Annotated in this window: 25 protein-coding genes and 1 tRNA gene; 18 read left to right on the top strand and 8 right to left on the bottom strand. The window is 23.9% G+C overall.

What is annotated here, in order from left to right; translation table 11 throughout:
- From C7380_RS13465 to C7380_RS04060, 3 genes are all read left to right on the top strand, one after another.
- The coding region (locus C7380_RS13465; RefSeq protein ID WP_158274773.1) for an ATP-binding cassette domain-containing protein at nt 1–778 on the top strand (778 nt) is incomplete at its 5' end.
- Complete coding sequence (locus C7380_RS04065) at nt 771–2,468, top strand: ABC transporter ATP-binding protein (RefSeq protein WP_158274772.1); 1,698 nt, start codon at nt 771–773, stop codon at nt 2,466–2,468. The genes C7380_RS13465 and C7380_RS04065, both read left to right, overlap by 8 nt.
- The gene (locus tag C7380_RS04060) at nt 2,461–3,543 is read left to right on the top strand and encodes a radical SAM/SPASM domain-containing protein (RefSeq protein WP_158274771.1); all 1,083 of its coding nucleotides are present in this window, start codon (nt 2,461–2,463) and stop codon (nt 3,541–3,543) included. The genes C7380_RS04065 and C7380_RS04060 overlap by 8 nt, the downstream gene beginning before the upstream one ends.
- Nucleotides 3,544–3,602: 59 nt before the next feature.
- Here C7380_RS04060 and C7380_RS04055 read toward each other — a convergent pair whose 3' ends face one another.
- Nucleotides 3,603–4,988, bottom strand: a complete 1,386-nt coding sequence (locus C7380_RS04055; RefSeq protein ID WP_146192149.1) for a DNA topoisomerase VI subunit B family protein — start codon at nt 4,986–4,988, stop codon at nt 3,603–3,605.
- A gap of 508 nt (nt 4,989–5,496) precedes the next feature.
- Between C7380_RS04055 and C7380_RS13745 the strand changes: the two genes are divergently transcribed.
- From C7380_RS13745 to C7380_RS04025, 7 genes are all read left to right on the top strand, one after another.
- On the top strand, nt 5,497–5,625 hold the full coding sequence (locus C7380_RS13745) for a hypothetical protein (protein ID WP_305081978.1): 129 nt from the start codon (nt 5,497–5,499) through the stop codon (nt 5,623–5,625).
- Between the two features lie 427 nt (nt 5,626–6,052).
- The gene (locus C7380_RS04050; RefSeq protein WP_158274770.1) at nt 6,053–7,135 is read left to right on the top strand and encodes an ROK family transcriptional regulator; all 1,083 of its coding nucleotides are present in this window, start codon (nt 6,053–6,055) and stop codon (nt 7,133–7,135) included.
- Nucleotides 7,136–7,147: 12 nt separating this feature from the next.
- A complete protein-coding gene (locus C7380_RS04045) occupies nt 7,148–8,362 on the top strand; it encodes an extracellular solute-binding protein (RefSeq protein WP_109604204.1) in 1,215 nt (404 codons plus the stop codon).
- A 50-nt stretch (nt 8,363–8,412) separates the two neighbouring features.
- Nucleotides 8,413–9,288: a carbohydrate ABC transporter permease gene (locus tag C7380_RS04040; protein ID WP_109604203.1), complete on the top strand. Its 876-nt coding sequence runs from the start codon at nt 8,413–8,415 to the stop codon at nt 9,286–9,288.
- Nucleotides 9,288–10,541 carry a carbohydrate ABC transporter permease gene (locus C7380_RS04035; RefSeq protein WP_109604202.1) on the top strand — a complete coding sequence of 418 codons (1,254 nt, stop codon included), beginning with the start codon at nt 9,288–9,290 and terminating at the stop codon, nt 10,539–10,541. Before C7380_RS04040 ends, C7380_RS04035 begins: the two co-directional genes overlap by 1 nt.
- 17 nt (nt 10,542–10,558) lie before the next feature.
- A complete protein-coding gene (locus C7380_RS04030; protein WP_109604201.1) occupies nt 10,559–11,953 on the top strand; it encodes a beta-N-acetylglucosaminidase domain-containing protein in 1,395 nt (464 codons plus the stop codon).
- Between the two features lie 195 nt (nt 11,954–12,148).
- Nucleotides 12,149–12,223, top strand: a tRNA-Asn gene (locus C7380_RS04025).
- 18 nt (nt 12,224–12,241) lie between these two features.
- On the opposite strand, the gene C7380_RS04020 is transcribed toward C7380_RS04025, so the two are convergent.
- Both C7380_RS04020 and C7380_RS04015 read right to left on the bottom strand, forming a co-directional pair.
- On the bottom strand, nt 12,242–12,493 hold the full coding sequence (locus C7380_RS04020) for a hypothetical protein (protein WP_109604200.1): 252 nt from the start codon (nt 12,491–12,493) through the stop codon (nt 12,242–12,244).
- Between the two features lie 9 nt (nt 12,494–12,502).
- On the bottom strand, nt 12,503–13,024 hold the full coding sequence (locus tag C7380_RS04015) for a hypothetical protein (protein WP_109604199.1): 522 nt from the start codon (nt 13,022–13,024) through the stop codon (nt 12,503–12,505).
- Nucleotides 13,025–13,117: 93 nt separating this feature from the next.
- Here C7380_RS04015 and C7380_RS04010 point away from each other — a divergent pair, with 93 nt between their 5' ends.
- Genes C7380_RS04010 through C7380_RS04000 form a run of 3 tightly spaced genes read left to right on the top strand, consistent with a single transcriptional unit; the run spans nt 13,118 to nt 15,721 of the window.
- Nucleotides 13,118–13,675, top strand: a complete 558-nt coding sequence (locus tag C7380_RS04010; RefSeq protein WP_109604198.1) for a DNA-3-methyladenine glycosylase I — start codon at nt 13,118–13,120, stop codon at nt 13,673–13,675.
- Between the two features lie 4 nt (nt 13,676–13,679).
- Nucleotides 13,680–14,534 carry a deoxyribonuclease IV gene (locus C7380_RS04005; protein WP_109604284.1) on the top strand — a complete coding sequence of 285 codons (855 nt, stop codon included), beginning with the start codon at nt 13,680–13,682 and terminating at the stop codon, nt 14,532–14,534.
- A gap of 14 nt (nt 14,535–14,548) precedes the next feature.
- On the top strand, nt 14,549–15,721 hold the full coding sequence (locus tag C7380_RS04000; protein ID WP_206050513.1) for an SPL family radical SAM protein: 1,173 nt from the start codon (nt 14,549–14,551) through the stop codon (nt 15,719–15,721).
- Here the strand turns inward: C7380_RS04000 and C7380_RS03995 are convergent.
- Nucleotides 15,711–16,520 carry a MerR family transcriptional regulator gene (locus C7380_RS03995; RefSeq protein ID WP_109604196.1) on the bottom strand — a complete coding sequence of 270 codons (810 nt, stop codon included), beginning with the start codon at nt 16,518–16,520 and terminating at the stop codon, nt 15,711–15,713. The genes C7380_RS04000 and C7380_RS03995 overlap by 11 nt on opposite strands.
- Before the next feature lie 65 nt (nt 16,521–16,585).
- On the opposite strand from C7380_RS03995, the gene C7380_RS03990 reads away from it, so the two are divergent.
- The gene (locus C7380_RS03990) at nt 16,586–17,908 is read left to right on the top strand and encodes an MATE family efflux transporter (protein WP_158274769.1); all 1,323 of its coding nucleotides are present in this window, start codon (nt 16,586–16,588) and stop codon (nt 17,906–17,908) included.
- A gap of 35 nt (nt 17,909–17,943) precedes the next feature.
- Here C7380_RS03990 and C7380_RS03985 read toward each other — a convergent pair whose 3' ends face one another.
- From C7380_RS03985 to C7380_RS03975, 3 genes are all read right to left on the bottom strand, one after another.
- Nucleotides 17,944–18,717: a sirohydrochlorin cobaltochelatase gene (locus tag C7380_RS03985; protein ID WP_109604194.1), complete on the bottom strand. Its 774-nt coding sequence runs from the start codon at nt 18,715–18,717 to the stop codon at nt 17,944–17,946.
- Nucleotides 18,718–18,748: 31 nt separating this feature from the next.
- Entirely contained in the window at nt 18,749–19,789 is a 1,041-nt protein-coding gene (gene trpS / locus C7380_RS03980) for a tryptophan--tRNA ligase (RefSeq protein WP_109604193.1), read from the bottom strand.
- A 222-nt stretch (nt 19,790–20,011) separates the two neighbouring features.
- Nucleotides 20,012–20,794: a glycine betaine ABC transporter substrate-binding protein gene (locus tag C7380_RS03975; protein WP_109604192.1), complete on the bottom strand. Its 783-nt coding sequence runs from the start codon at nt 20,792–20,794 to the stop codon at nt 20,012–20,014.
- Between the two features lie 135 nt (nt 20,795–20,929).
- Between C7380_RS03975 and C7380_RS03970 the strand changes: the two genes are divergently transcribed.
- The 4 genes from C7380_RS03970 (at nt 20,930) to C7380_RS03955 (ending at nt 23,401) form a co-directional block, all read left to right on the top strand.
- Nucleotides 20,930–21,283 (top strand): ArsR/SmtB family transcription factor, encoded by a 354-nt coding sequence (locus C7380_RS03970; RefSeq protein WP_109604191.1) that lies wholly within the window; start codon nt 20,930–20,932, stop codon nt 21,281–21,283.
- A 14-nt stretch (nt 21,284–21,297) separates the two neighbouring features.
- On the top strand, nt 21,298–22,254 hold the full coding sequence (locus C7380_RS03965) for a permease (protein ID WP_109604190.1): 957 nt from the start codon (nt 21,298–21,300) through the stop codon (nt 22,252–22,254).
- Between the two features lie 13 nt (nt 22,255–22,267).
- A complete protein-coding gene (locus tag C7380_RS03960; RefSeq protein ID WP_109604189.1) occupies nt 22,268–22,504 on the top strand; it encodes a thioredoxin family protein in 237 nt (78 codons plus the stop codon).
- 111 nt (nt 22,505–22,615) lie between these two features.
- Complete coding sequence (locus C7380_RS03955) at nt 22,616–23,401, top strand: DUF2238 domain-containing protein (protein WP_240597487.1); 786 nt, start codon at nt 22,616–22,618, stop codon at nt 23,399–23,401.
- Between the two features lie 54 nt (nt 23,402–23,455).
- On the opposite strand, the gene C7380_RS03950 is transcribed toward C7380_RS03955, so the two are convergent.
- Nucleotides 23,456–24,079 (bottom strand): hypothetical protein, encoded by a 624-nt coding sequence (locus C7380_RS03950; protein WP_109604188.1) that lies wholly within the window; start codon nt 24,077–24,079, stop codon nt 23,456–23,458.
- Nucleotides 24,080–24,137 lie beyond the last annotated feature (58 nt).

The raw sequence follows: 24,137 nt of genomic DNA, 5'->3' as shown, positions 1-24,137 counted from the left end.
AAAAAATGAAGAAGAAAAGATAGTAGAAAATATAGAAGAAATAAAATTAGAGAATGTAGATTTTTCATATACCGATAAAAAAATTTTGAATGATATAAATTTAAGAATTAAAAAAGGAGATAAAATAGCCTTAATAGGTAAAAGTGGAGAAGGAAAAACTACTTTAGTAAAACTCATAACTGGAGAAGAAAAAGCAAATAAAGGAAATATATTTATAAACTCAGAAAATATAATGAATATAAAAAATATCTATGAAAAAATAGGAGTTTTAAGTCAAAATAGTCATATATTTAATCGTTCAATAAAAGAAAATATAACAATGGGAAGAAATATTGATGAAAAGAAATTAAAAGAAGTAATAGAATTATCGGGAGTAAAAGATTTTATAGAAGATTTGGAAAATGGAATATACACAATAACGGGTCAAAATGGTTCATATCTTTCTGGAGGACAGAGAGTTAGAATAGCACTTGCTCGAATGATGCTATCTGAACCAGAAATAATAATACTTGATGAACCACTTGAAGGTGTTGACAAAATAAAAGAAGAAAAAGTTATAGAAAATATAAAAAAATATATAAAAGATAAAACAGTAATAATAATATCTCATAGATTCAGCATTTTAAATATGGCTGACAGAATAATAGGATTAGAAAATGGAACGATTGTTTTGAATGATCTGAAAGAAAATGCATTGAAATCAGATAATATTTTTAAGTCTTTTTTCGATGCTGAAAAGAGAATGACCTTTATAAAAGGTGATGATATTGATGAATGAATTTAAATGGTTTTTTAGAAATATGCCTATTAAAATTAAATTTTCATATATATTAAGTTTTTTCTTTTCATTAATATCTTCTTTGTTAATGATGTCAATACCAATATTTTATAAGTTTATAATTGATTCTTTTCAAGAAAATAATTCTGAAAAAATATTAAAAAGTATAGTTTATTTTTTAATATTTAATACTTTTTGTACATTTTTTTATTGGCTTGGAGAATATATATTTAGATCTAAAAGTACAGCGTCTGTGTTTCATTATATGAAAAAAACTTATATTTGGAGTATAAATAATAAGAAGAATATAAATCCCGAAATAATAATAAATGATCCTTTAGCTTTTGGAAACTTTTCTTCTGTGATATATGGAATAATAAATATAATAAAAATTCCAATTCCTTTGATATTTATATTTTTATTAGATAAAAATTCTTTTTTTATAGCTTTTATAACTATAATCATATGGTTTTTTTATATAAAGTATGACAGAAATTATGTTGATAAAAATGAAGATGAAATAATTGAAATAGAAAGAAAAAATTTTGATTTTATAGATGATTCATTAAAAGGATTTTATGATATAAAAATAACAAGTACTTTCAAATATGAGTTTGAAAAAGTAAAAAATAAGTATTGGAATTGGTTTAAAAAAATAAAATTTTATATAAAAAAAAGAAATTTATATCTTTTATTATTTGAAATTTTAAAAATTTTAATGATGGTGGGATATATAATATATGCGTTTTATGGTTTTTACAAAAATAAATATTTATTAGGAACTGTTTTTGCATTGATAGCTTATTATGATAAACTTGAAGGTCCGATTATAAGTTCATTCTATTTAAATCAACAATTGGGATATTATAAAAAAATAATAAATAATTTAAAAAGTACTTTTAATGATGAAAGAGAAAATGAAGAAGAAAAGATAGTAGAAAATATAGAAGAAATAAAATTAGAGAATGTAGATTTTTCATATACCGATAAAAAAATTTTGAATGATATAAATTTAAGAATTAAAAAAGGAGATAAAATAGCCTTAATAGGTAAAAGTGGAGAAGGAAAAACTACTTTAGTAAAACTCATAACTGGAGAAGAAAAAGCAAATAAAGGAAATATATTTATAAACTCAGAAAATATAATGAATATAAAAAATATCTATGAAAAAATAGGAGTTTTAAGTCAAAATAGTCATATATTTAATCGTTCAATAAAAGAAAATATAACAATGGGAAGAAATATTGATGAAAAGAAATTAAAAGAAGTAATAGAATTATCGGGAGTAAAAGATTTTATAGAAGATTTGGAAAATGGAATATACACAATAACGGGTCAAAATGGTTCATATCTTTCTGGAGGACAGAGAGTTAGAATAGCACTTGCTCGAATGATGCTATCTGAACCAGAAATAATAATACTTGATGAACCACTTGAAGGTGTTGACAAAATAAAAGAAGAAAAAGTTATAGAAAATATAAAAAAATATATAAAAGATAAAACAGTAATAATAATATCTCATAGATTCAGCATTTTAAATATGGCTGACAGAATAATAGGATTAGAAAATGGAACGATTGTTTTGAATGACCTGAAAGAAAATGCATTGAAATCAGATAATATTTTTAAGTCTTTTTTCGATGCTGAAAAGAGAATGACCTTTATAAAAGGTGATGATATTGATGAATGAATTTAAAGATAAAATTCTTTTACAATTAGAAAATAGAATAATTGATGATAATTACTTGATAATTCAATGGCATATAACTAATAAATGTGAAGAGAATTGCAAACACTGTTATTTAAAAAATAATTTAGATACGGATTTTCCTTATGAAAGAATAGATGAAACTTTAAATAAAATATACGATCTTTCTATAATAATAAAAAAAAAGGTTTTAATAACTTTAATTGGAGGAGATCCATTACTAAATAATCACATATTGAATATAATAAAAAAAATAGTTAAAATGGGATTTTTTTTTAGAATTAGTGGAAATTATCATAAAATTAATAAAGAAAATATTAATTTTTTAAAAAATCACGGAATAATATCATATCAAATGAGTTTAGATGGTCCAAAAGAAATAAATGATACTATAAGAAGTAAAAATAATTATAAAAATACACTAAATTCAATTGTAAAATTATTAAAAAATGATATTAAAGTAACTATAAAATCTGTTATAAGTTCTTATAATATACTTCATATAAAAGACCTTATTAAAGATTTATCAAGTATTTCAAGTAAAATAAGTTATAATTTTTGTAGATTTGTTCCAAATAATGAAGCTCAAAATAAATATATTATCGATATTTCTAAAAACGATTATAAAAGATTTCTTGAAGATATATTTGAGTTTTTTAATAACGAAAACAAAATGGATCTTCTTATAAGGGAACATCTTTTAATTCCCATATTATTCGAAAAAAATATTTTAGATGAAGTTTTTATAGATAGAATAAACTATATAAAAAATAATTATAAAAAAATTAATTTTATTGATGGATGTAGTATGTGGAGAGATTTTTATGTTTTAGAAATTAATGGGGATGTTTTAGCTTGTAAGAAATTTCCCTTAAAATTTGGTAATATTTTTAATGATGATTTTATAGATATTAAATTTAAAAAAGATAATTTTTTTTATAATAATTATCATGAATGTAATGATTGTAAATTATTTTTACTTTGTAAAGGATGCCCTGCAGTAAATTATGCTCTAAATAAAAATATATTTTCTAAAGACATTCATTGTTGGCTATAAAAAAATTCTTATTATTTTTAAATTATAACATATGAAGTATTTTAAAAATTTAAAATACTTCATATTTTCATTTCATTCATAAAATTTAAAAATTTTTTTCTTTCATTTAAATCAAAAGCAAAAACAGATATACCACATAATTTTGGATTCAATCCATACTCTTGTATAAACCAATCTATTTCTTCACAAGTTTTAGGATAAAACTCATCTTTTACAGTTTTTATATCATATCTTCCATAATTTCTTATGAATTTTTTCATCATTTCCATCTCTTCGAATTCTAATTTCTGATAGTTTTTCATGAATTTTTCAAGTTTATTTTCTTTTATTCTATTTATAAACTTACTTGTTATCTCTTTTCTTCCTCTATAATAACTGTTTTCTTCTTCAAATATTCTATTTATTATTTGCATCAATCTATAATCCACTTTTTTTAAGTTGAACTTTTCATCAAAAACATATTTTATTTTTGTCTTGAATATATAATCACTCTCTTCGCTTAAATATGATATTAAAAATCCTCTAATCTTTTTTGTTCTATCCATATTTTCAAACTTCTTTATATTTTCTTTGAATTTTTCTTCTATTTTCATCTTTTTTATCTCTGATATGAATACATTTGGTACTTTCGTATTATACTTTATTTTATTGTTCTTTATTATTTTTCTCACTGTACTTTTATTTATCTTTTTCACATTTCTACTCATAATATTAAAATAACTTCTTTTAGAAAGTCCAAGATACTTATGTTTTTCATCATTTTGGAATAATCCTATAAAATCCAAAAAAGTTGTGTTTAAAGTGTATTCATTTTGAGAATCTAAGGAATAAGATATATTTCTCGCCATATTCAAAATACTTTGAAAATTATTATATATAGATCTTCTTTTATCATTTTTCATCTTTTTTATTATATTATCTATGATATATGCTATCTCATACATATCAAAATAATTTTTTGATATACATGCCCTCAATAAAGTATCTAAAAATCTAAAATCTTCAATTTCATTTTCTATATAATAGCCAAGATAAAATTCAAAATCATTTATAGAACTATAAATATCTATATCATTCTGATCTTTAATCCACCATATGGCATTATTCAAACCTATCATAATTCCAAATGGATGCAATATTTTCTTTAAATATTCTACAGCTTCTATAGTTTTTTTATAAGCTAAAATTATGTTCCCATTATTCTTATCTTTTCTCGCTTCAGAAAATAATATCCAAGCTTTTATTATTTCATCGGTTTTATACTTATCACTCCAAGATCTCATCCTCCTCGCATCGAAATCAAAGTACTTTTCTTCAGTATTCTTTAAATTCATTATGGCTATATTTCTAATATATATTGGTATTCTTGCAATATTATTTTTAAGCTCATAATATATATTTATTTCATCTTCTTTTGAATCAGTACAGTTTGATTTTTCAATCATCAAAAGATACTTTATAGAGGTTTTATGATCTTTTTTTAACTCTTGTTCTATAATAGAAAGGCTTTCTGAAAACTTATAATCCCATTTAAGGAATAAAAGTTTTATATAAGTTCTTATACCTTCATCTAAATTCTTGCTTTTGAGAATATATTTTAAAAAAGGTTTTGAAAACCTGCTATATCTGACTAAGTTGATTATACTTTTTAGTGTAATGATACCACCCCTTTCTTGTAACTTAAAAATAATATTTAAGTTACACAAAATACACAATCTTAAATCTTTCAAATAAAACCTTGGAAGTTTTCACATATTGGGCATAAAAAAAGGAAATTAAATATTTAACAACTTTAAACCTAAATATTTTAGTGCCATATCAATAAAAATAAAAGTTTAAAATAGATTTAAAACTCTTTATTGATGGTAGTTTTAAGATTTAATTGAACACTTGACTACCATATAGAAAATGATATGATATAGATGTAAGTATGAATTATAAGGGGGTATAAGTATGAAGAAAGTTATTGTGATTTTGACTTTATTGTTTATTTTATTAATTCAAATAAGTATTTTTGGTGATGAAATAATAAGAAAAGATCCAACAAGTATTTCACCAATAAACAAAGAGAAACTCATTTAACTGCAATCAAAATACCATAGATTTTTCATTCAGAAATTCTCCTCTTTAAGTTAAGCTATAAACAACTCAATCAAAATTAAATAATCCCATTTTAGACCGGCTGAAAAAATAATTTTAAGACCCCAATTATTAGAATTAATTTTGCCGGTCTTCTTTTATTTTTAATTAAAAATTAAAAATAATTTTTTATATATTTATTTCATAATCAATTATATCATTGTTTATTTTTTTTCATCTAAATGTTGAATGATGTTTAATTTTCATTCAACATTTTTATTTTGCAAAATTGAAAGATTTTTTTAATTATTCGTTTTTATTTGTAGTTTTTTAAGTGTTATTATATTTTAACAAATTTTTAATTTCATGGTATAATATTTATAATTAAGTTAGTTGGTCGTTGCAACCAACTATAATGGAGGTGTTTTTTATGAAATTTACTTATACACATCATCAAATAATAAAATATATATATTTAAAAGAAAATTTTACAAGGCCAGAACTCGTAAAAAATCTTAAAATGGATAAGTCTACAATTTCAAGAAATATAGATTATTTAATTAATAAAGGATTCATTTTAAAAAAAGGTGAAATTCTACCAGATAAAAAGGGTGGTAGAAAAACAGATCTTTTAACTATCAATAAAAATAAATTTTATTTTATAGGCGTTTCTATAGAAGATTGTAGAAATATAGCCTTATTAACTAATTTAAATGGTGAAATAATAAAAGAGTTTTCTTTTAAAGAAAAAATAAGAGAAAACAATATAATTCAATACTTGGATACTATAATGAATACTTTTGAAGCTTTTAATGAAAATATTTTATCTTTTAATCTTGCTGTCCCTGGAATAATAGATAAAAAAAATGGAATAATAATAAAATCTACCGATTTGAGAATAGAGAATTTAAATATAAAAAATATTTTTGAAAGTAAATATAATATATATCTCAACATCGAAAATGATGCTAATGCTGCAGTTTCTAATTACTTAATGGATTTAAAAATGAAGTATTCTAATTTGGTATATTTTATGTTATCTTTTCCAGAAAATATTTTAAATTTTAAAGGGATTGGAATTGGAATGGTAATAGATAAAAAAGTTTATCATGGATCTCATTTTGCAGCAGGTGAAGTTATTTTCAACTCACAATATGAAAGGAATTCTAAAAATTCTCTTACATCAGAAATGATAAAAAATTATAATTTTAAAAATAAAAATGAAGATATTGAATATTTTATAGATATATTATCTGAAAAAATAGCTGATATAACTCAATTGATAGATCCAGATTATGTAATATTTGGTGGAGACATAGATCTATTTTCCGACGAATTTATAAATAAACTATATTCAAAAGTTTATAATAAAATTCATTATAATTTTTTACAAAATAATATAATAACAGATAAAAATGGAATAATAACTATAGCAAAAGGAGCTATTTTTTCATTTATAAACTTTATTTTAAATGATTATGAGTTTTCAAGAAAACTCATAAAAATATCTTAGGAGGTGTACAGTATGAAAAAGGGATTTTTTATTGCTTTAATCTTATTAATGAGTGTATTTGTTTTTTCAAAAACTAAGTTAGTTTTTTGGGAATTTATGATGAAAGATGATACCGCAAAAGTAGTTATTGATGAATTTGAAAGAGAAAATCCAGATATAGAAGTGGATTATGTTCAATTATCTTGGGCAACAGGTTTTGATAAAATTGTAACTGCTTTCGCTGCAAATTCTGCTCCAGATATTTTGGAACTTGGAAATACTTGGGTAGCAAACTTTGCAAATGAAGGTGTTATTGATGATTTGAGTTTTTTAAAAGATGATTTTTCAAATATTATAGGTTGGAAATCAGCTGAATTTGATGGTAAATATTACGGAGTTCCTTGGCTTTTAGGTACAAGAGCTATGTATTATAATGTTGATTTATTTATAAAAGCTGGACTTGATCCAGAAAATCCTCCTCAAACATGGGATGAATTACTTAATGCAGTAAAAAAGATAGATGCACTTGGAGAAGATATTTATGGTTTCGGTATGGGTGTAGGTGAACCCCAAACTCCTTGGCAGGAATGGTTCTTACCAGCAGTTTGGGGTAATGAAGGCAATATCTTATCAGAAGATTTAAATACTTCTTTAATGACCTCCCAATCAGTTAAAGAAGCAGCCTATATGTATCAAGAGTTATCTAAATATTCTTTGAAATCTAAATCTGCAGATCTTATGATGGCTTTTGGAGAAGGTAAAATTGGATTATGGATTGCAGCAGGTGGAAATATAAATAAATTAAACTCCACATACCCAGATACAAATTATTTTGTAACCTTTTTACCTAAACCATCTCAAAATAAAGGCTTTCATGCTTCATTTGCGGGTGGAGAAATTTTAACTATTCCTTCTTCATCTAAAAATAAAGAAGCTGCTAAAAAATTTATAGAATTTTTAGTAAGACCTGAGATAACAATGAAAATAACAAAAAGAGTTCCTACTATTTTTCCATCTAATGTACTCGCTGAAAGTGATCCATGGTTCGATGATCATATTTTGGAATCTATTTTCTTTGAACAGAATGCAACAGCAGTTCCAGTGCCTCCACATCCAAAATGGGTTGATATTCAATTCGAACTTTCTGAAGCCATAGAAGAAATAGTTATGGAATATTCAGATGTTGATAAAACCTTGGAAAAATACAATAAAAGAATACAGACTATATTAGATAAAAACAAACAATAAAATTATTGGGGGTTCTAAGAACCTCCAGTATTTTTAAAGGAGGAACTTTGATGACAAAAAAAAGAAAACAAGGATTAATTACTTTTTTATTTATTCTTCCATGGCTCATAACCTTTTTAATATTTGAGCTTTATCCTATTTTATTTTCTTTTTTTACAAGTTTTACAGAATATTCTGGTTTAAATCCGAATATGAAATTTATAGGACTTGATAATTATATAAGAGCTTTTAAAGATGAAACTTTTTTGATTGCTTTAAAAAACACTTTTTTCTTTGTTATAGGAACTATTCCTTTTACAATAGGTATAGCTTTAGTTTTAGCAATATTGTTGAATAATAAAAAATTAAAAGGTAGAGAATTCTTTAAAGCTGGATTTTTTCTACCATCAGTAATTTCATTAGTTGTTATATCTATGATGTGGATTTATATGTACAGCTCAAGTGGTTTATTCAACACCATATTGAGATCTTTAGGTTTTAAAGTTGAATCAATTTCATGGCTTGCTTCTACAGAAACAGCATTACCAGCGATAATGTTTATGGATGTTTGGGCTGCATTTGGATATTATGTGATATTGATATATGCAGGGTTACAAAGTATTCCAGACTCTTTATATGAAGCGGCAAAAATAGACGGTGCAACACCAACTCAAATGGCTTTTAAAATAACTTTACCAATGCTTAAACCAACTTTATTCTTTGTAATAGCTATAAATACCATAAGATCTTTTCAAATATTCTCAGAAATATATACAATGACTGGAGGAGGACCAAGAAATTCTACCCAGACTATTGTTCATTATTTATATGAAGTATCTTTTAGAAAATTTGATATGGGATATGGTTCTGCAATAGCTTATATTTTATTTGTATTAGTAATGATAGTAACTTTGATTCAGAAAAAAGCACTCAGGAGTGATTACTAATGAATAAGTCTAAAGGTAATAAAATCATTTTTATTATACTATGTTTTTTACTTTTTTTATCTCTTTTACCCTTATTTTTAACTGTTTTAACGAGTATAATTCCTCAAGGTGACTTATTTCATATAGTTAAAGAACAGAATGTACTTGATTTTGAGACAAGTAAAATGTTTTTAAGAACCAAAATGAAAACGATAGGTACAAAAAATTATAACATAATTCAAAAAGAAGAGAATAAAATACTTGAGTTAAAATCTAATGGCAGTAAAGAATTTGGTATAGCTGCATTTACTAATGATTTGAATATAAATCAAGTAAAAAATATAAGTTTATATATAGATACAAATAAAAAATTTGATAGTTTGAAAGTAGGTTTAAAAGATATTGATGAAAATAATAAAATTATCTCTCTAAAGAAATTTCAATATGATGATGAAAAAAAATTAATGTCTTTTAACTTAAATTATGATGATTTTAATGATATAGATCTAAAACATATATCTCAAATTCAATTAATATTTATAGGTGATGAAAATTTTGATTATATCGTAAAAATGGATAATTTAAACCTTAAATATAAATTCCCTACATTTTTAAACTTTAAAGATGTTTGGGAAGAAAATGATTTTGCAAGATATATGCTAAATTCTGGGATAATATCTTTCTTTGTTGTAGTGGCAAATTTACTTTTTTGTTCTATGGTTGCATATGCATTTGCAAGAAAACAATTTAGGGGTAAGGAAATATTATTTGCAGTTATTTTAGGTACTATGATGATTCCACCTCAAACAAAAATAATACCCATATTTATGTTAATGCAAAAATTGAATTTAATAGACACTTATAGAGCTTTAATATATCCCACTTTAGTTACACCTTTTGGCATATTTTTAATGAGACAATATATAGAACAATTACCAAAAGAATTAGATGAAGCTGCTTATGTCGATGGTGCTAATGATTTTCAAATATTCAGAAGAATAGTATTACCATTAAGTGGACCAGCTATAGCAGTTTTAGGAATAAATTCTTTTATTGGAAGTTGGAACTCTTTATACATGCCTTTAGTTTTAACAACATCTAAAGAGATGAGAACAGTACAAGTTGGATTGGCGATGTTTTCTAAATTAAATCAAATAAGTTGGCCTAAATTAATGGCTGCATCTACAATCGTTGGAATTCCAGTAATAATAATATTTTTAATTTTCCAAAAGAAAATAATATCTGGATTAACTGCTGGAGCAGTAAAATCATAATAGGAGTTGATTTTTAGATGAAAAAAAAATTTTATTATAGAGGCGTAGTTGAAGGTTTTTATGGAAGAGAATGGACTATGGAAGAAAGAAAAAATATTATTGAATATATGGGTGAACATGATTATAATTTATATATTTATGCGGCAAAAGCTGATAAATTACATAGAGATGAGTGGAAAGTATTTTATGATGATGCTTTTTTAAAAGATTTCAAAAAACTCATAGATACAGGGAAAAAATCTAATGTTGAAGTTTCAATTGCAATTTCACCAGGACTTTCATTGATTCATTCAAATGAAGAAGATTTAGATATATTGATAAAAAAATTCAAACAATTTTCAGATCTTGGTGTAAATACATTATGTCTATTTTTAGATGATATTCCTTGGGATTTACAACATGAAGAAGATATTCAAAAATATGATTGCCTAGCACAAGCACAAGCAGATTTTTCTAATAAAGTATTTGAAAAATTATCAAATTTTGTTAAAGATTTACATTTCATTTTATGTCCTACAGAATATTTTGGAAAACCTCATTATTCATATCATGATATTTTAGGAAATAATCTAAATAAAAATATAGATATAATGTGGACAGGCCCTAAAGTTTGTTCAAAAATAATTCCAGATGAAGATGCAATCGAAATAGGAAGATCTTTTAAAAGACCTGTTATATATTGGGATAATTATCCAGTGAATGATTCTATGATGGTACCAGAACTCCATATGGCTGAATATATTGGAAGATCTCAAAACCTCTATAAATATTCTAAAGGAATTGTAATAAATCCAATGAATCAAGCAAATGCTTCTAAAATAGTATTAGGAGCTATCTCAGAATATTTATTGAATCCTGAAGATTATAATTCAAAAGATGCTCTTTTAAAAAGTCTCAAAGAGTATAATTCTGAAATAGTCGAGGAGTTTTATTATTTTATTCAATGTAATTCTTATAGTCCATTAACTCTTGAGACTTCAAAAGTTGCTTTGAATATTCTCGAAAAATTTGAAACTTTAATAAAAAATAAAAAAAGAAATGAAGCTAAAATATTTTTAAAAGACACTGGTAACAATATTTTGAAATATTATGATATTTTGAATAAAAAAATTGACCCAAAATTAAAAGAAGAAATAAAAAGATGGCTTGAAGAATTTAAATGTTATGGTACTCTTATGATACAAATCTCTGATTTGATAAATACTTATGAAATTATTTTTGATGAAAATGCTCCTTTAACAGATATTGAAAAAGTAAAAAAAGAAAATAAAAAAATGGAAGATCTCTTAAAGAAATTCATGGAATTTGAAACTTCTATATTTAGCGAGAACTTTGTTAATCTTGCTTGGAAACATTTAAAAATAAGTAAAGGACTCATAAGATCTAATAATATTATAAATCAACAAAATTAACATGAATATCGTAGATTTATGAATTTAAATGATAATAATTTGACATATAATTGTATAATTACTAATTTATAATGTACTTGATTCCCCTCTCCAGGGAATCGAAGAGACTTTGTTAAGGGGAGCCTTTTTAAGGTTCCTCTTTTTTTAATACTTGATTTTATATTTATTTCGTGTTATAATATTCTTTGGATATCTTCCGGCTTAGCTCAGCGGTAGAGCGGATGGCTGTTAACCATTAGGTCGGGGGTTCGAATCCCTCAGCCGGAGCCATAAAAGAAGAGTCTGATTTTAATAATCAGACTCTTCTTTTTTATTCTCATATTTCCATTTTTTATTACGTTCATTTCCCCTTTTAAAGTTTCCAGTCAACTTTGCAAGTATAAGTTGTTGTTCTTCATAACCACAATCCTCGAGTTTTTCTATAAGAGTTTTTGCTTTCTTATCTTTTATTATCTTTACTTGCTTACCATAATATGATATGAATAATTTGTTATCCTTTCCAATTTTATAATCGAAAGGATAATCGCTTAATCCACTCATGTTTCACCCCTATTTTTGTATTATATTTTTATCTCCAAAAATTATGCCATAATTTTCAAGATATCCTTGAAGTATCTCTTCATTTTTTATATTGATTATATCATTTTCCATAATAGAAATACGAAAATTCTCATCAAAAGACATTCTCATATTATTATATGTTTTTAAATAATCTTTTTCGTATAAATTATTCATATTATCATCATAACTATTTATTTGAATATCTCTAAACTTATTTATTTCATTCATATATTCTAAAATATTTATTTCAAGATTATATTTTTTTACAGACCAAAAATGATATTCTATACCCGTTACATTAAATATTATACTCGAATTTTCCATCATTTCTATCTCTGGTATATGATATTTTTGTTCATAATATATATTTTTATAATTAAACCCATTTCTTGTATTATATACTATATTTGAATATAAATTATTTTTCTCAAGATAATTATAAAACTTTTCAGCTTTATCATAAATAGCATTATAATATTTGTGTAATTCTATTATATTTTCAAAATTCATTTTTTCACCTCAATATTATTTTACAACAATATTTTATCAAAAAAACAATAAATTGCAAATTTTAGTATAATACTTATAAAGGATGTGATACTTATGAATAGATGTGATTGGGTTACAAATGATGAAATATATATAAAGTACCATGATGAAGAATGGGGTATTCCTGTTCATGATGATAGAAAATTATTTGAAATGCTTATTTTAGAAGGTGCTCAAGCTGGTTTATCTTGGATAACAATATTAAAAAAAAGAGAAAATTACAGAAAAGCTTTTGATAATTTTGATTATAACAAAATTGCTAACTATGATGATAAAAAAATTGATAAACTTTTAAAAAACTCCGGAATAATAAGAAATAAAAGAAAAATAAACTCTGCTATCAATAATTCTAAAATTTTCATAAAAATAGTAAATGAATTTGATTCATTTGATAAATATCTTTGGAGTTTTGTAAATTTCAAACCCATTAAAAACAATTTCAATACAATTGAAGATGTTCCCTCAAAAACTGAATTATCTGATAAAATTTCTAAAGATCTAAAAAAAAGAGGTATGAGTTTTGTTGGGAGTACTATAATATATTCTTATCTTCAAGCAGTTGGAGTTGTTGATGATCATATTAAAAGTTGTTTTAAAAATAAAAGGAGTTGATTTAATGCTAAAAATTGGTGCACATATGGGTATTTCTGAAGGGCTTAAAAATGTTCCAGAGAATTCTATAAAAATAGGAGCTAATTCTTTTCAAATATTTGTTCATTCACCAAGAACATGGTCTATTAAAGAACCAAATAATATTGATATCGATTTGTTTAAAGAAGAAGTTTTAAAATATAAAATAAATAAAGAAAACATTCTTGTACATTCTGGTTATTTGATAAATCTTGCTTCCCCTAAAGAAGATACTTGGAATAAATCTATGAAATTAATGAATGAAGAATTAAGAATCACAAATTTATTAAATATAAAGTATTATAATTTTCATCCTGGAAGTCATCTTGGAAATGGCAAAGAATATGGAATAGATAAAATATCGAAATCTTTAGATGAAATTCTAAAAAATTTTGAAAATGATGATATTTTTATTTTATTAGAAAATGTAGCTCCAAAAGGAAATAATTTAGGGTATTCTATGAAGCAATTAGGTGAGATTATAAATAGATGTGCTTTTAAAAATAAATTGGGAATAACTTATGATACATGTCATGGATTTGATTCGGGATATGATATAAGAGATAAAGATGATACCCTTAGATTAATAGATGAAATAAATGAATACATTGGAATTGAAAAATTGAAAATGATTCATTTAAATGATTCAAAATTTGATTTAAATGCAAAAAAAGATAGACATGAAATTATTGGAAAAGGTTTTATAGGAGATGATGGTTTTAAAAATTTTTTATCTTTTGATGAATTTTTAAAAATCCCTCTATTACTTGAAACTCCAGGTGATGATTCTGCTCATTCGAAAGATATTTCTCATATAAAAAATTTATTAAATTTAAATTAGGTATGTCATTAAAAATGTTGAATTCTAAATATATATACCCCAAAAAAACATTAAAAAAGTCTGATTATCCCGATACTTTATTCATTAGCAAATTCTATTTAAGTCCATATATAGCATGTTCACATGCTTGTTCTTATTGTGATGGTAGAAGTGAAAAATATCATATCGAAGGTAATTTTGATAATGATATAAAAATAAGAAAAAATATAGCTGAGGTTTTAAAAAAAGAATTAACAAAAGAAAAAGAAAATGGAGTTATTATGATTATGTCTGGAGTTTCAGATCCATATCAACATTGTGAATATAAAGAGAAACTAATGCCAAAAATCTTGAATGTAATTAAAGAACTAAATTATTCATGTAGTATAACAACAAAATCTTCTATGATCAATAGAGATTTTGAATTATTAAGAGATATAAATAATAAAAACAAAGTAAATATTCTTATGAGTTTAACTTTTATGAATGATTCTGATAGGAAAATTATAGAGCCTCTTTCATCATGTGTAGAACAAAGATTACAAACACTTAAAAGATTTAAAGATGATGGTTTTTTTGTTGGTGTACTCGCCATGCCATTTATTCCATTTATAAATGATGATGATGAAAACATATTTAAGTTATTAAAAACTTTAAAAGATATGGGTGTAGACTATGTAATTCCTGGAAGTCTTACTTTAAGACCTGGAATAAACAAAAATTATTTTCTTGAAATTATTAAAAATAATTATACTCATCTTTTAGGAAAATATAAAGATCTTTATAGCAATAATAAGCCTTCTGGAATGGGAAAATCTTTTTATTTTAATAATTTTTATGAGCGATTTTACAATATTTCAAACTCTTTAAACGTTTCAACTATAGCACCTCATTATGTTTATAAAAATAGATTTCATAAATATGATGAAATTTATATAATTTTAAGTCATTTAAAATATATTTTAAAGCAAAAAAATTATGACACTTATACAATAAATAAAGCTTTTAAAAACTATACTTTTTGGTTGAGCAAAGAAAAACATTTTATGAAAAAAAATAGATCTTTATCCGGTAATGATTTGGATAATAAATTGTTATTTCAAATGAAATCTGATATATTAAAAGATTTATTCATAAGCAATAAACTATATTCTATTATCAAAAAAACTATTTTAAATGATCATAATTTAGACTACTCTATTTTTTGATGATAGGTATTTGAATTTGGGTTATATATTCTTCAGTTTTTTCAGTTTCATGTATATCTATTTTATATATTTCTATTATGTCATCATATACTTTTAAACTGTTTTCTTTTATATATTTTTTTAAGATTTTAAATATATCTTTCTTTTGTTCATAATCACCTTTATATGAATAAGTTAGGTATTCTCCTTCATCAAGATGATCAGTATAATGATCATCATTTTCTTTTATCAATAAAAATGTTCCATTATATCTGTTATAATTATTCATTTTAAAATCTTCTCTTGATATAGAAGCACATAGATTATTACTCCCAAAAAGAGTCAACATTGGAGAAATTTCTATCTGTAATTGTTTTAAATGGAAATCAATTTCTTCATCTTTTGTCATTATTTTTTGCAAAAAATATATTTTTCTCTTTTCTATATATTCTATATTTATATCATTTAATTTCACATTTTCGGCTTTTGATATATTTTCAAGTTTATTTATAAGAGATTTTTTTATTTTTTTATATTCATCTATTTTTTTATCAACTCTGCTCATTTCTTCTAATATAAAATACTTGGTGTTATCTATACTCCTATTATTTAAATATTCTTTTATCATTTTTAATGGAAACCCCAATTTTCTAAGATCCGTAATAACATTTATCTTCCATATTTGGTTCATAGAATACATTCTATAACCATTGATATTTCTTTCTGGTTTCACAATTCCCATTTTTTCATAATATCTTAAAGTATCTGTAGATATTCCATAAAATTTAGATATTTCTCCTATCTTTAAAAATTTTTTCATTTTATCACCTTTTCACTTGACCTTGGACTTACTCCAAGGTGTAAAGTCTTATTGGAGGTGTTATGATGAAACTTCATAGATATATAATACCATCTGTGACTTCTATGTGGATATACTCATTCTATACTATAACAGATGGTGTTTTTGTGGGGCGTGGTGTTGGAGCAGATGCTTTATCTGCTGTAAATATATCATTACCTTATATAAATATAATTTTCGCAATAGGTGTAATGATAGCTATTGGTGGATCTAATTTAATTGGTATAGAGCTTGGAAAAGGAAATAAAAAATCTGCAAATAACTTATTCATGAATGTATTATTTATTTCCTTTTTTACTTCGATTATTTTTAGTTTTTTAGGCCATATATTTTTAGATCAGATCGTTGAATTCTTAGGTGCTAAAGGTGAAATCAAACACCTTGCAAAAGATTATCTCTCAATTGTAATTTATTTTAATGTTTTTTATATGACTTCTTATGCCATGGAAGTATTAGTTAAAATAGATGGTTTTCCTCATCTTTCAATGTTTGGAAATATTTTATCTGCAATTGTAAATATATTTCTTGATTATTTATTTATAATAAAATTGGATTTTGGAATAAAAGGAGCAGCTATTGCAACTGGTTTGGCACAATTAACAGGATTTCTATTTTTCTTTTTTCATTTTTTTAAAGGCTATAATCTTAAGTTTAAAAAATTCAAATTTTCTTTTAAAAAATTTATTTATATCAATAAACTTGGATTTCAAGACTTTCTCGCAGAACTTTCTTCGGGATTAATTATACTGATAATGAATAAAAATATAATTGAAACTCTTGGCAATAAAGGACTGATAACTTTCAGTATAATTGCTTATTTTAATACTTTCGCCTTGATGTCTTTTATAGGAGTTTCTCATGGTATGCAACCAGTTGTAAGTTTTTTATTTGGAAAAAAGAAAATAAAAAGAGTTTTAATCAACTTTAAAAAGAGCTTTATAACAAGTATAAGCTCTGGAATAATAGCATTTACAATATTTTTTTCTTTTTCTGATAAAATAGCATTGATATTTTTAAAAGATGATTCAATAATACAATTGGCTTCTCATGGTATGAAAATATATGCATTTGCTTTTTTATTTATGTGTATAAATATAGTATCTGGAGGATATTTCACTTCTATAAAAAAACCAGAAATTGCAATTACAATTTCAATTTTAAGAAGTTTTATATTTATTTTTTTATCAGAATTCATACTAAAAAATTTATATTTCATAGATTTTAAAGATTATGGCATTTGGTTAATAATTCCATTATCTGAATTTTTAACTTCAATATATTCTATTATAAATGTAAAAATATCTGTAAAAACAGGAAAAAAGATTATATATAATATGAATAATAAATGATATCTAAAAGAGGTTGCATGAAAGCAACCTCTTTTTTAAATTATATTTTTTAAATGTTCCATATACATTTTTTGAACTTCTTCATATTCTCCCATAGGTTTCATGTCTATAACAACTTCAAAACCTTCTTTTTCAAGAATATTTTTCCACGAATCTTCTTCTTCACCAGACATATCATTTTTTGCATGATCTCCTGCAACTAACATAAAAGGTTTTAAATATACTTTTTTTATATTCTTTTTATTCAATCTTTTTATAACAGTTTCTATATCTGGATATCCTTCTACTGTTCCAATTATTATATTCTTGTTTGAATAATCTTCTATAATCTTTTCAGTAGCTCCATAAACCGTATTAGAATGATGATCCGAACCATGTCCCATCAATACAAGTGCTTCATATTCTTTTAATTCATAAAGAGAAATTATAAATTTTGCTATTTTCTTAAGATCTTCTGTAGACGTCAATATTGGTTTAGTTATTTTTATTTTTTCAAAATTATTTCTTTCTTTCATTATTGCATGAGATAATTTATTATATTCATGACCGTTCATAAAATGAGTTGTTAAAACATAAAGTTCTTTTATACCTTCTTCTTTAAACTTTAAAACTGCCTCTTCAGGACTATATATTTCTTTATTTTCATTTTGTTTAACTCTTTTTCTTACTATAGAAGATGTATAAGCTATTTTTATTTCATAATCTTGAGAAAAATTCTCTCTTGAAATTTCTTCTATTTTATCAATAGTCTTTTTCCTTGTATCTATATGAGTAGTTCCAAAACTTACTATAAGTAAACCTTTTTTCATATTTATCCTCCAATCTTATTTAATTAATAAATCATTTTTCTTTATTATATTTCTCAGCTTTTCTATTTAATTTTCTTTGAACTGTATTAAATCCCATCAATTTTCTCATTTCATAAACTGTCTTTTGAACCTCAAGCCTAACTTCTTGAGTCCCTTTTAATATTATATCTTCTATCATACCAGTTTTTTCATACTTATGTCTTCTCTCTCTCAAAGGATCTAAAAAGTTATTTATTGCAATAGATAATTTTTCTTTAACTTCAACATCTCCAACAGTACCTTTTCTATATCTTTCTTTTAAATCTTCAACTTCTTTTTTATCAGAATTAAATAAATCATGATAAATAAATACTGGATTTCCTTCAACTCTTCCAGGAATATCTGCCCTTATTCTGTTTGGATCTGTAGTCATTTTCATCACTTTCTTTTTAACATCTTCGGAAGAATCTGAAAGAAATATAGCATTATTAGCACTTTTACTCATTTTTTGTTTTCCATAAATACCAACCAAAGAAGCTTCTTGACCTTGCATTGGTTCAGGTATAGGAAACATTTCTCCATACATAGAATTGAATCTTTTTGCTATTTCTCTAGCGATTTCAACATGGGCAACATTATCTTTACCAACAGGAACAAGATGAGATTTCACGCAAAGTATATCTGCTGCTTGAAGAACTGGATATCCAAGCAAAGCAAAAGGCATTTCTATATTAGCATCTCTAGCCATATCCTTTAAGCTTGGTAATCTTTCAAGTCTTGAAACAGTTACTAAACTTTGAAATAAAGTATACATTTCATACATTTCTGGAATTCCAGATTGAAGATAAAATTTAACATTATCTGGTTCTATACCAGCAGATATAGCATCCAAAACTAATTGAACAGCATTATCACCTGAAGCTTTTATGTTTTCTTGAGAATTTTTTGTTGTAAGCATATGTAAATCAGCTATTATAAAAGTACAATCATATTCTTGTTGTAATTTAACCCTATTTTCTAAACTACCCACATAATGTCCTAAATGTAATTTTCCTGTTGGTCTATCACCTGTTAAAACTCTTTTTCTTTCCATATTGAATTCCTCCAATCTAATATTTAATATTATTAATTAATAAATAAAAAGGACTTTCTCAAAAGAAAGCCCTTAAAAATTTAAAGGGCATCCTAAACGGATGCCTTATTATTATCAAATTTTGGCACCCTTAAAGATGCCACCACCAATTTATATTATTATTCATTTTTTTTGTATAAAAATATTTCATTTAAATCACTCCCAAAACAATTATACTACATTTCATAGATTATTTTCAACAAATATTTTTGCTATTTTTTCAGGTTCTATTTTATTAAAATCAAATTCATAATTCATTTCTCGCATATTTTCACTACTTATCTTATTTTCAAGCCTTTTTAAAATATTTAAAATATCTGTATTCAAAGATTTATGCAATATAAAAGCTTCATAAGGTGGTAAAGCTCTTTTATCATCTTCTAATAAATATAAATTATTTTTTTCTATACGAGAATCTGTTAAAAAAGCTGTTATTATATCTACTCTTTCATTTTCTAAATCCTCATACATTCCATCTGGCATATTTGATACAATTTTTTCAAATTTAATATTATAAGCAGATTCTATTGCCGAAAGTCCATCTTGTCTTTCAATATAAGGCTTAGGACAAGAAAATATCATATTATCAGCCTTATCTTTTAAGTCTGATATTTTTTTTATGCCTTCTTTTTTATTCTTCATTGCAAGTATAAAATCATTTTTGTATCCAAGCTTTATAAAAACTTTTAAATCTAATTTTTTAAATTCTTTTTCTATATCTTCAAATACTTCATCCTCTTTCCATACTTTATAAATTGGTAGGTTTAAAATTGCATTATAAGCTGTTCCAGAATATTCAATATAAAAATCAATTAATCCATTTTTTAAAGCATTTATATTTGCTTCAAGTTTAGGTTCACTTTCAATTATTTCATAATCGTATCCATTATTTCTTAGAAATATACCTATTATGTTTCCAAGTATTCTCTGTTCATTGAAAGGTTTTATTCCTATTTTAACCTTCATAAAATCACCTCCATTTATTATATTTTAACAAAAGTAACAATAAAAAATAAATTTAGTAATTGACATTTATGATCTTTTTTAATATAATACTTATATACGTATATTAGTATACAAGTATTATATTGGAGGTATTTTATGGAAAATTTATCTAATTTATTCAAATTATTATCTGATGAAACAAGAATAAGAATCTTGATGCTTTTATTCCAATCACCAATGTGTGTATGCGATCTATCTTTTATTATGAAAGAATCTCAACCAAAAATATCAAAACATATAGCTAAATTGAGGGATTTAGATTTTATAACTGGTAAAAAAAGTGAACAATATATTCTTTATTCTTTAAATAAAAATAATTTATTATTAATTAAAATATTAAATTATATTTTTTTAAATTTAAACTCCTATGATCAACTAGAAAAAGATTATAATTTTTTTAATTCTAAAGAAAATAGTTTAAAATTTTGTTCTATAAAAAAAATTAATTAAAAAGGGGATTTTTAATGTTCATATGGCTTGAAAACTTAATAAATATTTTAGTTAAAGAAATTTTTAAACTTGATTTAAACTCTACTATAGGATCTTCCGTTCATTTTTTCTTTTACGATATTATTAAAATATTAATTTTATTATCTATAATGATATTCATAATATCTTATATAAGAAGTTATTTCCCACCTGAAAAAACAAAAAAATACATAGAAAAATTTTCTGGAATCTCTGGAAATATTATAGCTTCATTATTGGGTATAGTTACTCCTTTTTGTTCTTGTTCTTCAGTTCCAATATTCATTGGTTTTATTGAAGCAAAAATTCCACTTGGCATTACTTTTTCCTTTTTAATAACTTCTCCAATAGTAAATGAAGCTGCTTTTGCAATATTATTGGGATCATTTGGTTGGAAAATAGCTATTTTATATATTTTTTCTGGAGTAATATTGGGAGTATTTGGTGGCTTAATAATTGGAAAACTTAATTTAGAAAAAGAAGTAGAAAATTATGTATATAAAATCAAAATGGGAGAAATTGAAATAGAAAAGATGTCTCAAAATCAAAGATTTTTTTTCGCAATAAATAATGTAAAAGATATAATTAAAAGAATTTGGATTTTTTTATTAATTGGTATAGGAATTGGTGCTTTTATTCATGGCTATGCTCCAGAAGAATTTCTCATAAAATGGGCTGGACCAGAAAATCCAATAGCTGTAATTATATCCACATTAATAGCAGTTCCATTATATTCAAATGCACTTGGAACAATTCCAATAGCTGAGGCATTAATTGGAAAAGGTGTTGGAATTGGAACGGCTTTAGCTTTCATGATGGCTACTACAGCTCTTTCATTACCCGAAGGTATTTTATTGAGAAAAGTGATAAAACCTAAATTAATATTAATTTTTTTTGCAGTTACTTCTATTGGCATTATATTAACAGGTTATTTATTCAACATAATTTTATAAAGGAGAGATTTATATGAAAAATATTAAAATACTTGGTGGTGGATGTTCAAATTGTAATAAACTTGAAATTCTTACAAAAGAAGTTTTAGATGAAAATTCTATACCCTTTGAAATAAATCATATAAAAGATTTATCAGAAATAATGAGTTATGGAGTTATGAAAACTCCTGCTTTAATCGTTGATGAAAAAGTTATAATTTCTGGTAGAGTTCCATCAAAAAAAGAATTAATCAAAAGGTTAATAGAATGATTAAAATAATATAAAAAATATTAATTCTAAATTATAGATTATGTTTAATCCTTCCTATTTGATATAATTAACATAATTAATCAATAATAAAATACTTGGGAGGAAATCATTTTGAAGAATAAATTTGCTTTGACTAAAGCATTGAATTTTTTAAAAAAAGAGTTCTATGATATCTCAAAATATCTTTTTAAAGATAAAATAGTTAGAGAAACTTTGTTTTCTTCAAACACAAAATATTACAAATTTCTGAGATATTTTAACTTATTCTTTTCTTTAATAATATTTGTACCTGTTATTGCAAGTTTTTGGAGTTTAAACTTACCTCATTTTCTTGGATATTTAATATTTGCTTTCGGTGTTTATGTAGTATGGATATTTGAATGGGTTACAAATTCTATAATTTTCGAAGAAATCAAAACATTTACAATCATTCAAATAGCTCTTCATAGCTTTTTTGGTATGTTTTTAGAATTTTACAACAAATACGAATATTATGATGATATACTACATATAACTGGTGGAATTTGGTTAGCTCTCATAATTTTCCCAATTATTTTATCACTCGAATTAACTTTTTCAAGACAAAAAATACCGACTCTTGTTTGGAAAGTTAATCTTTATACTTTTTTCACATCTTTGAGTTTTGGAACTATTTGGGAAATATTTGAATTCACATCTGATCAAATTTTTAAAAATTATCCTGGATATAGAATGTCCCAAGAAAATAGTTTGTTCGATACTATGACTGATTTAATATATGATGCTGGAGGTTCTATTCTCGGTATTGCATTATTTTGGTATATGTTAAAAAAATTAAATAAGAATAGAGATATGTATTTATTACTTGAAAGAATTGGTAATGCTTTAAGAAACTTTATAGATAAAAAAAATGATTAAAATAAAAAAGCCAAAATAATTTTTATTATTATTTTGGCTTTTTTTTAATATAAATTAAATAATCTTTTTAAACAAATAAACTAAAGCATTGTTTTTTTTGTATAATCTTCTCTTTAATCTAGAATAATTATAATTAACTTCAAAAATATCCAAAGATAATTCATCAGTATCGATAGATAATTTTAAAGTATCATCTTCAATAAATTTTTTGTCTTCAAAATGTCCTATTATTTTATATTTATTAGTTAAAAAAGCATAAGTTCCATCTAATTGATCATCATCAACTAACAATAATCCTTCTTTTTTTAAATATTTATCACAATATTTTGAAACAAAACCTGCATTAAAAGAAATCAATAAATCAACATTTTTATCATAAACTAAATTTTCATAATTTGTTTTTATAAAATTTATTTCAGAACTTTCTGAATATCTTTTTTTTGAGTCTACAAGGTTTAAAACTTCATCAGAATCAAAAAAATTATTTAATTTTTTATTATATAAATCTACATAAACACCTTCCGGAAAATAAAAAGAAGGTGTGATATCACAATAACTACCTGCATATAAAAAATTTTTTATATCATAATTAGATTGTATATAATCATAATACTTAGATTTACTATTTGAAGATAAATCTCCATAATAATCAATATATAGTTTAACATTCTTGTCCATCAAACATCTCCCAAAATTCAAGAACAAAATTAATCAATTTTACTTTGTTTCATATATA

The sequence above is a fragment of the Oceanotoga teriensis genome, assembly GCF_003148465.1.
In the GTDB taxonomy this organism is placed as follows: Bacteria; Thermotogota; Thermotogae; order Petrotogales; family Petrotogaceae; genus Oceanotoga; species Oceanotoga teriensis.
This window is presented reverse-complemented; position numbering and strand designations above follow the sequence as displayed.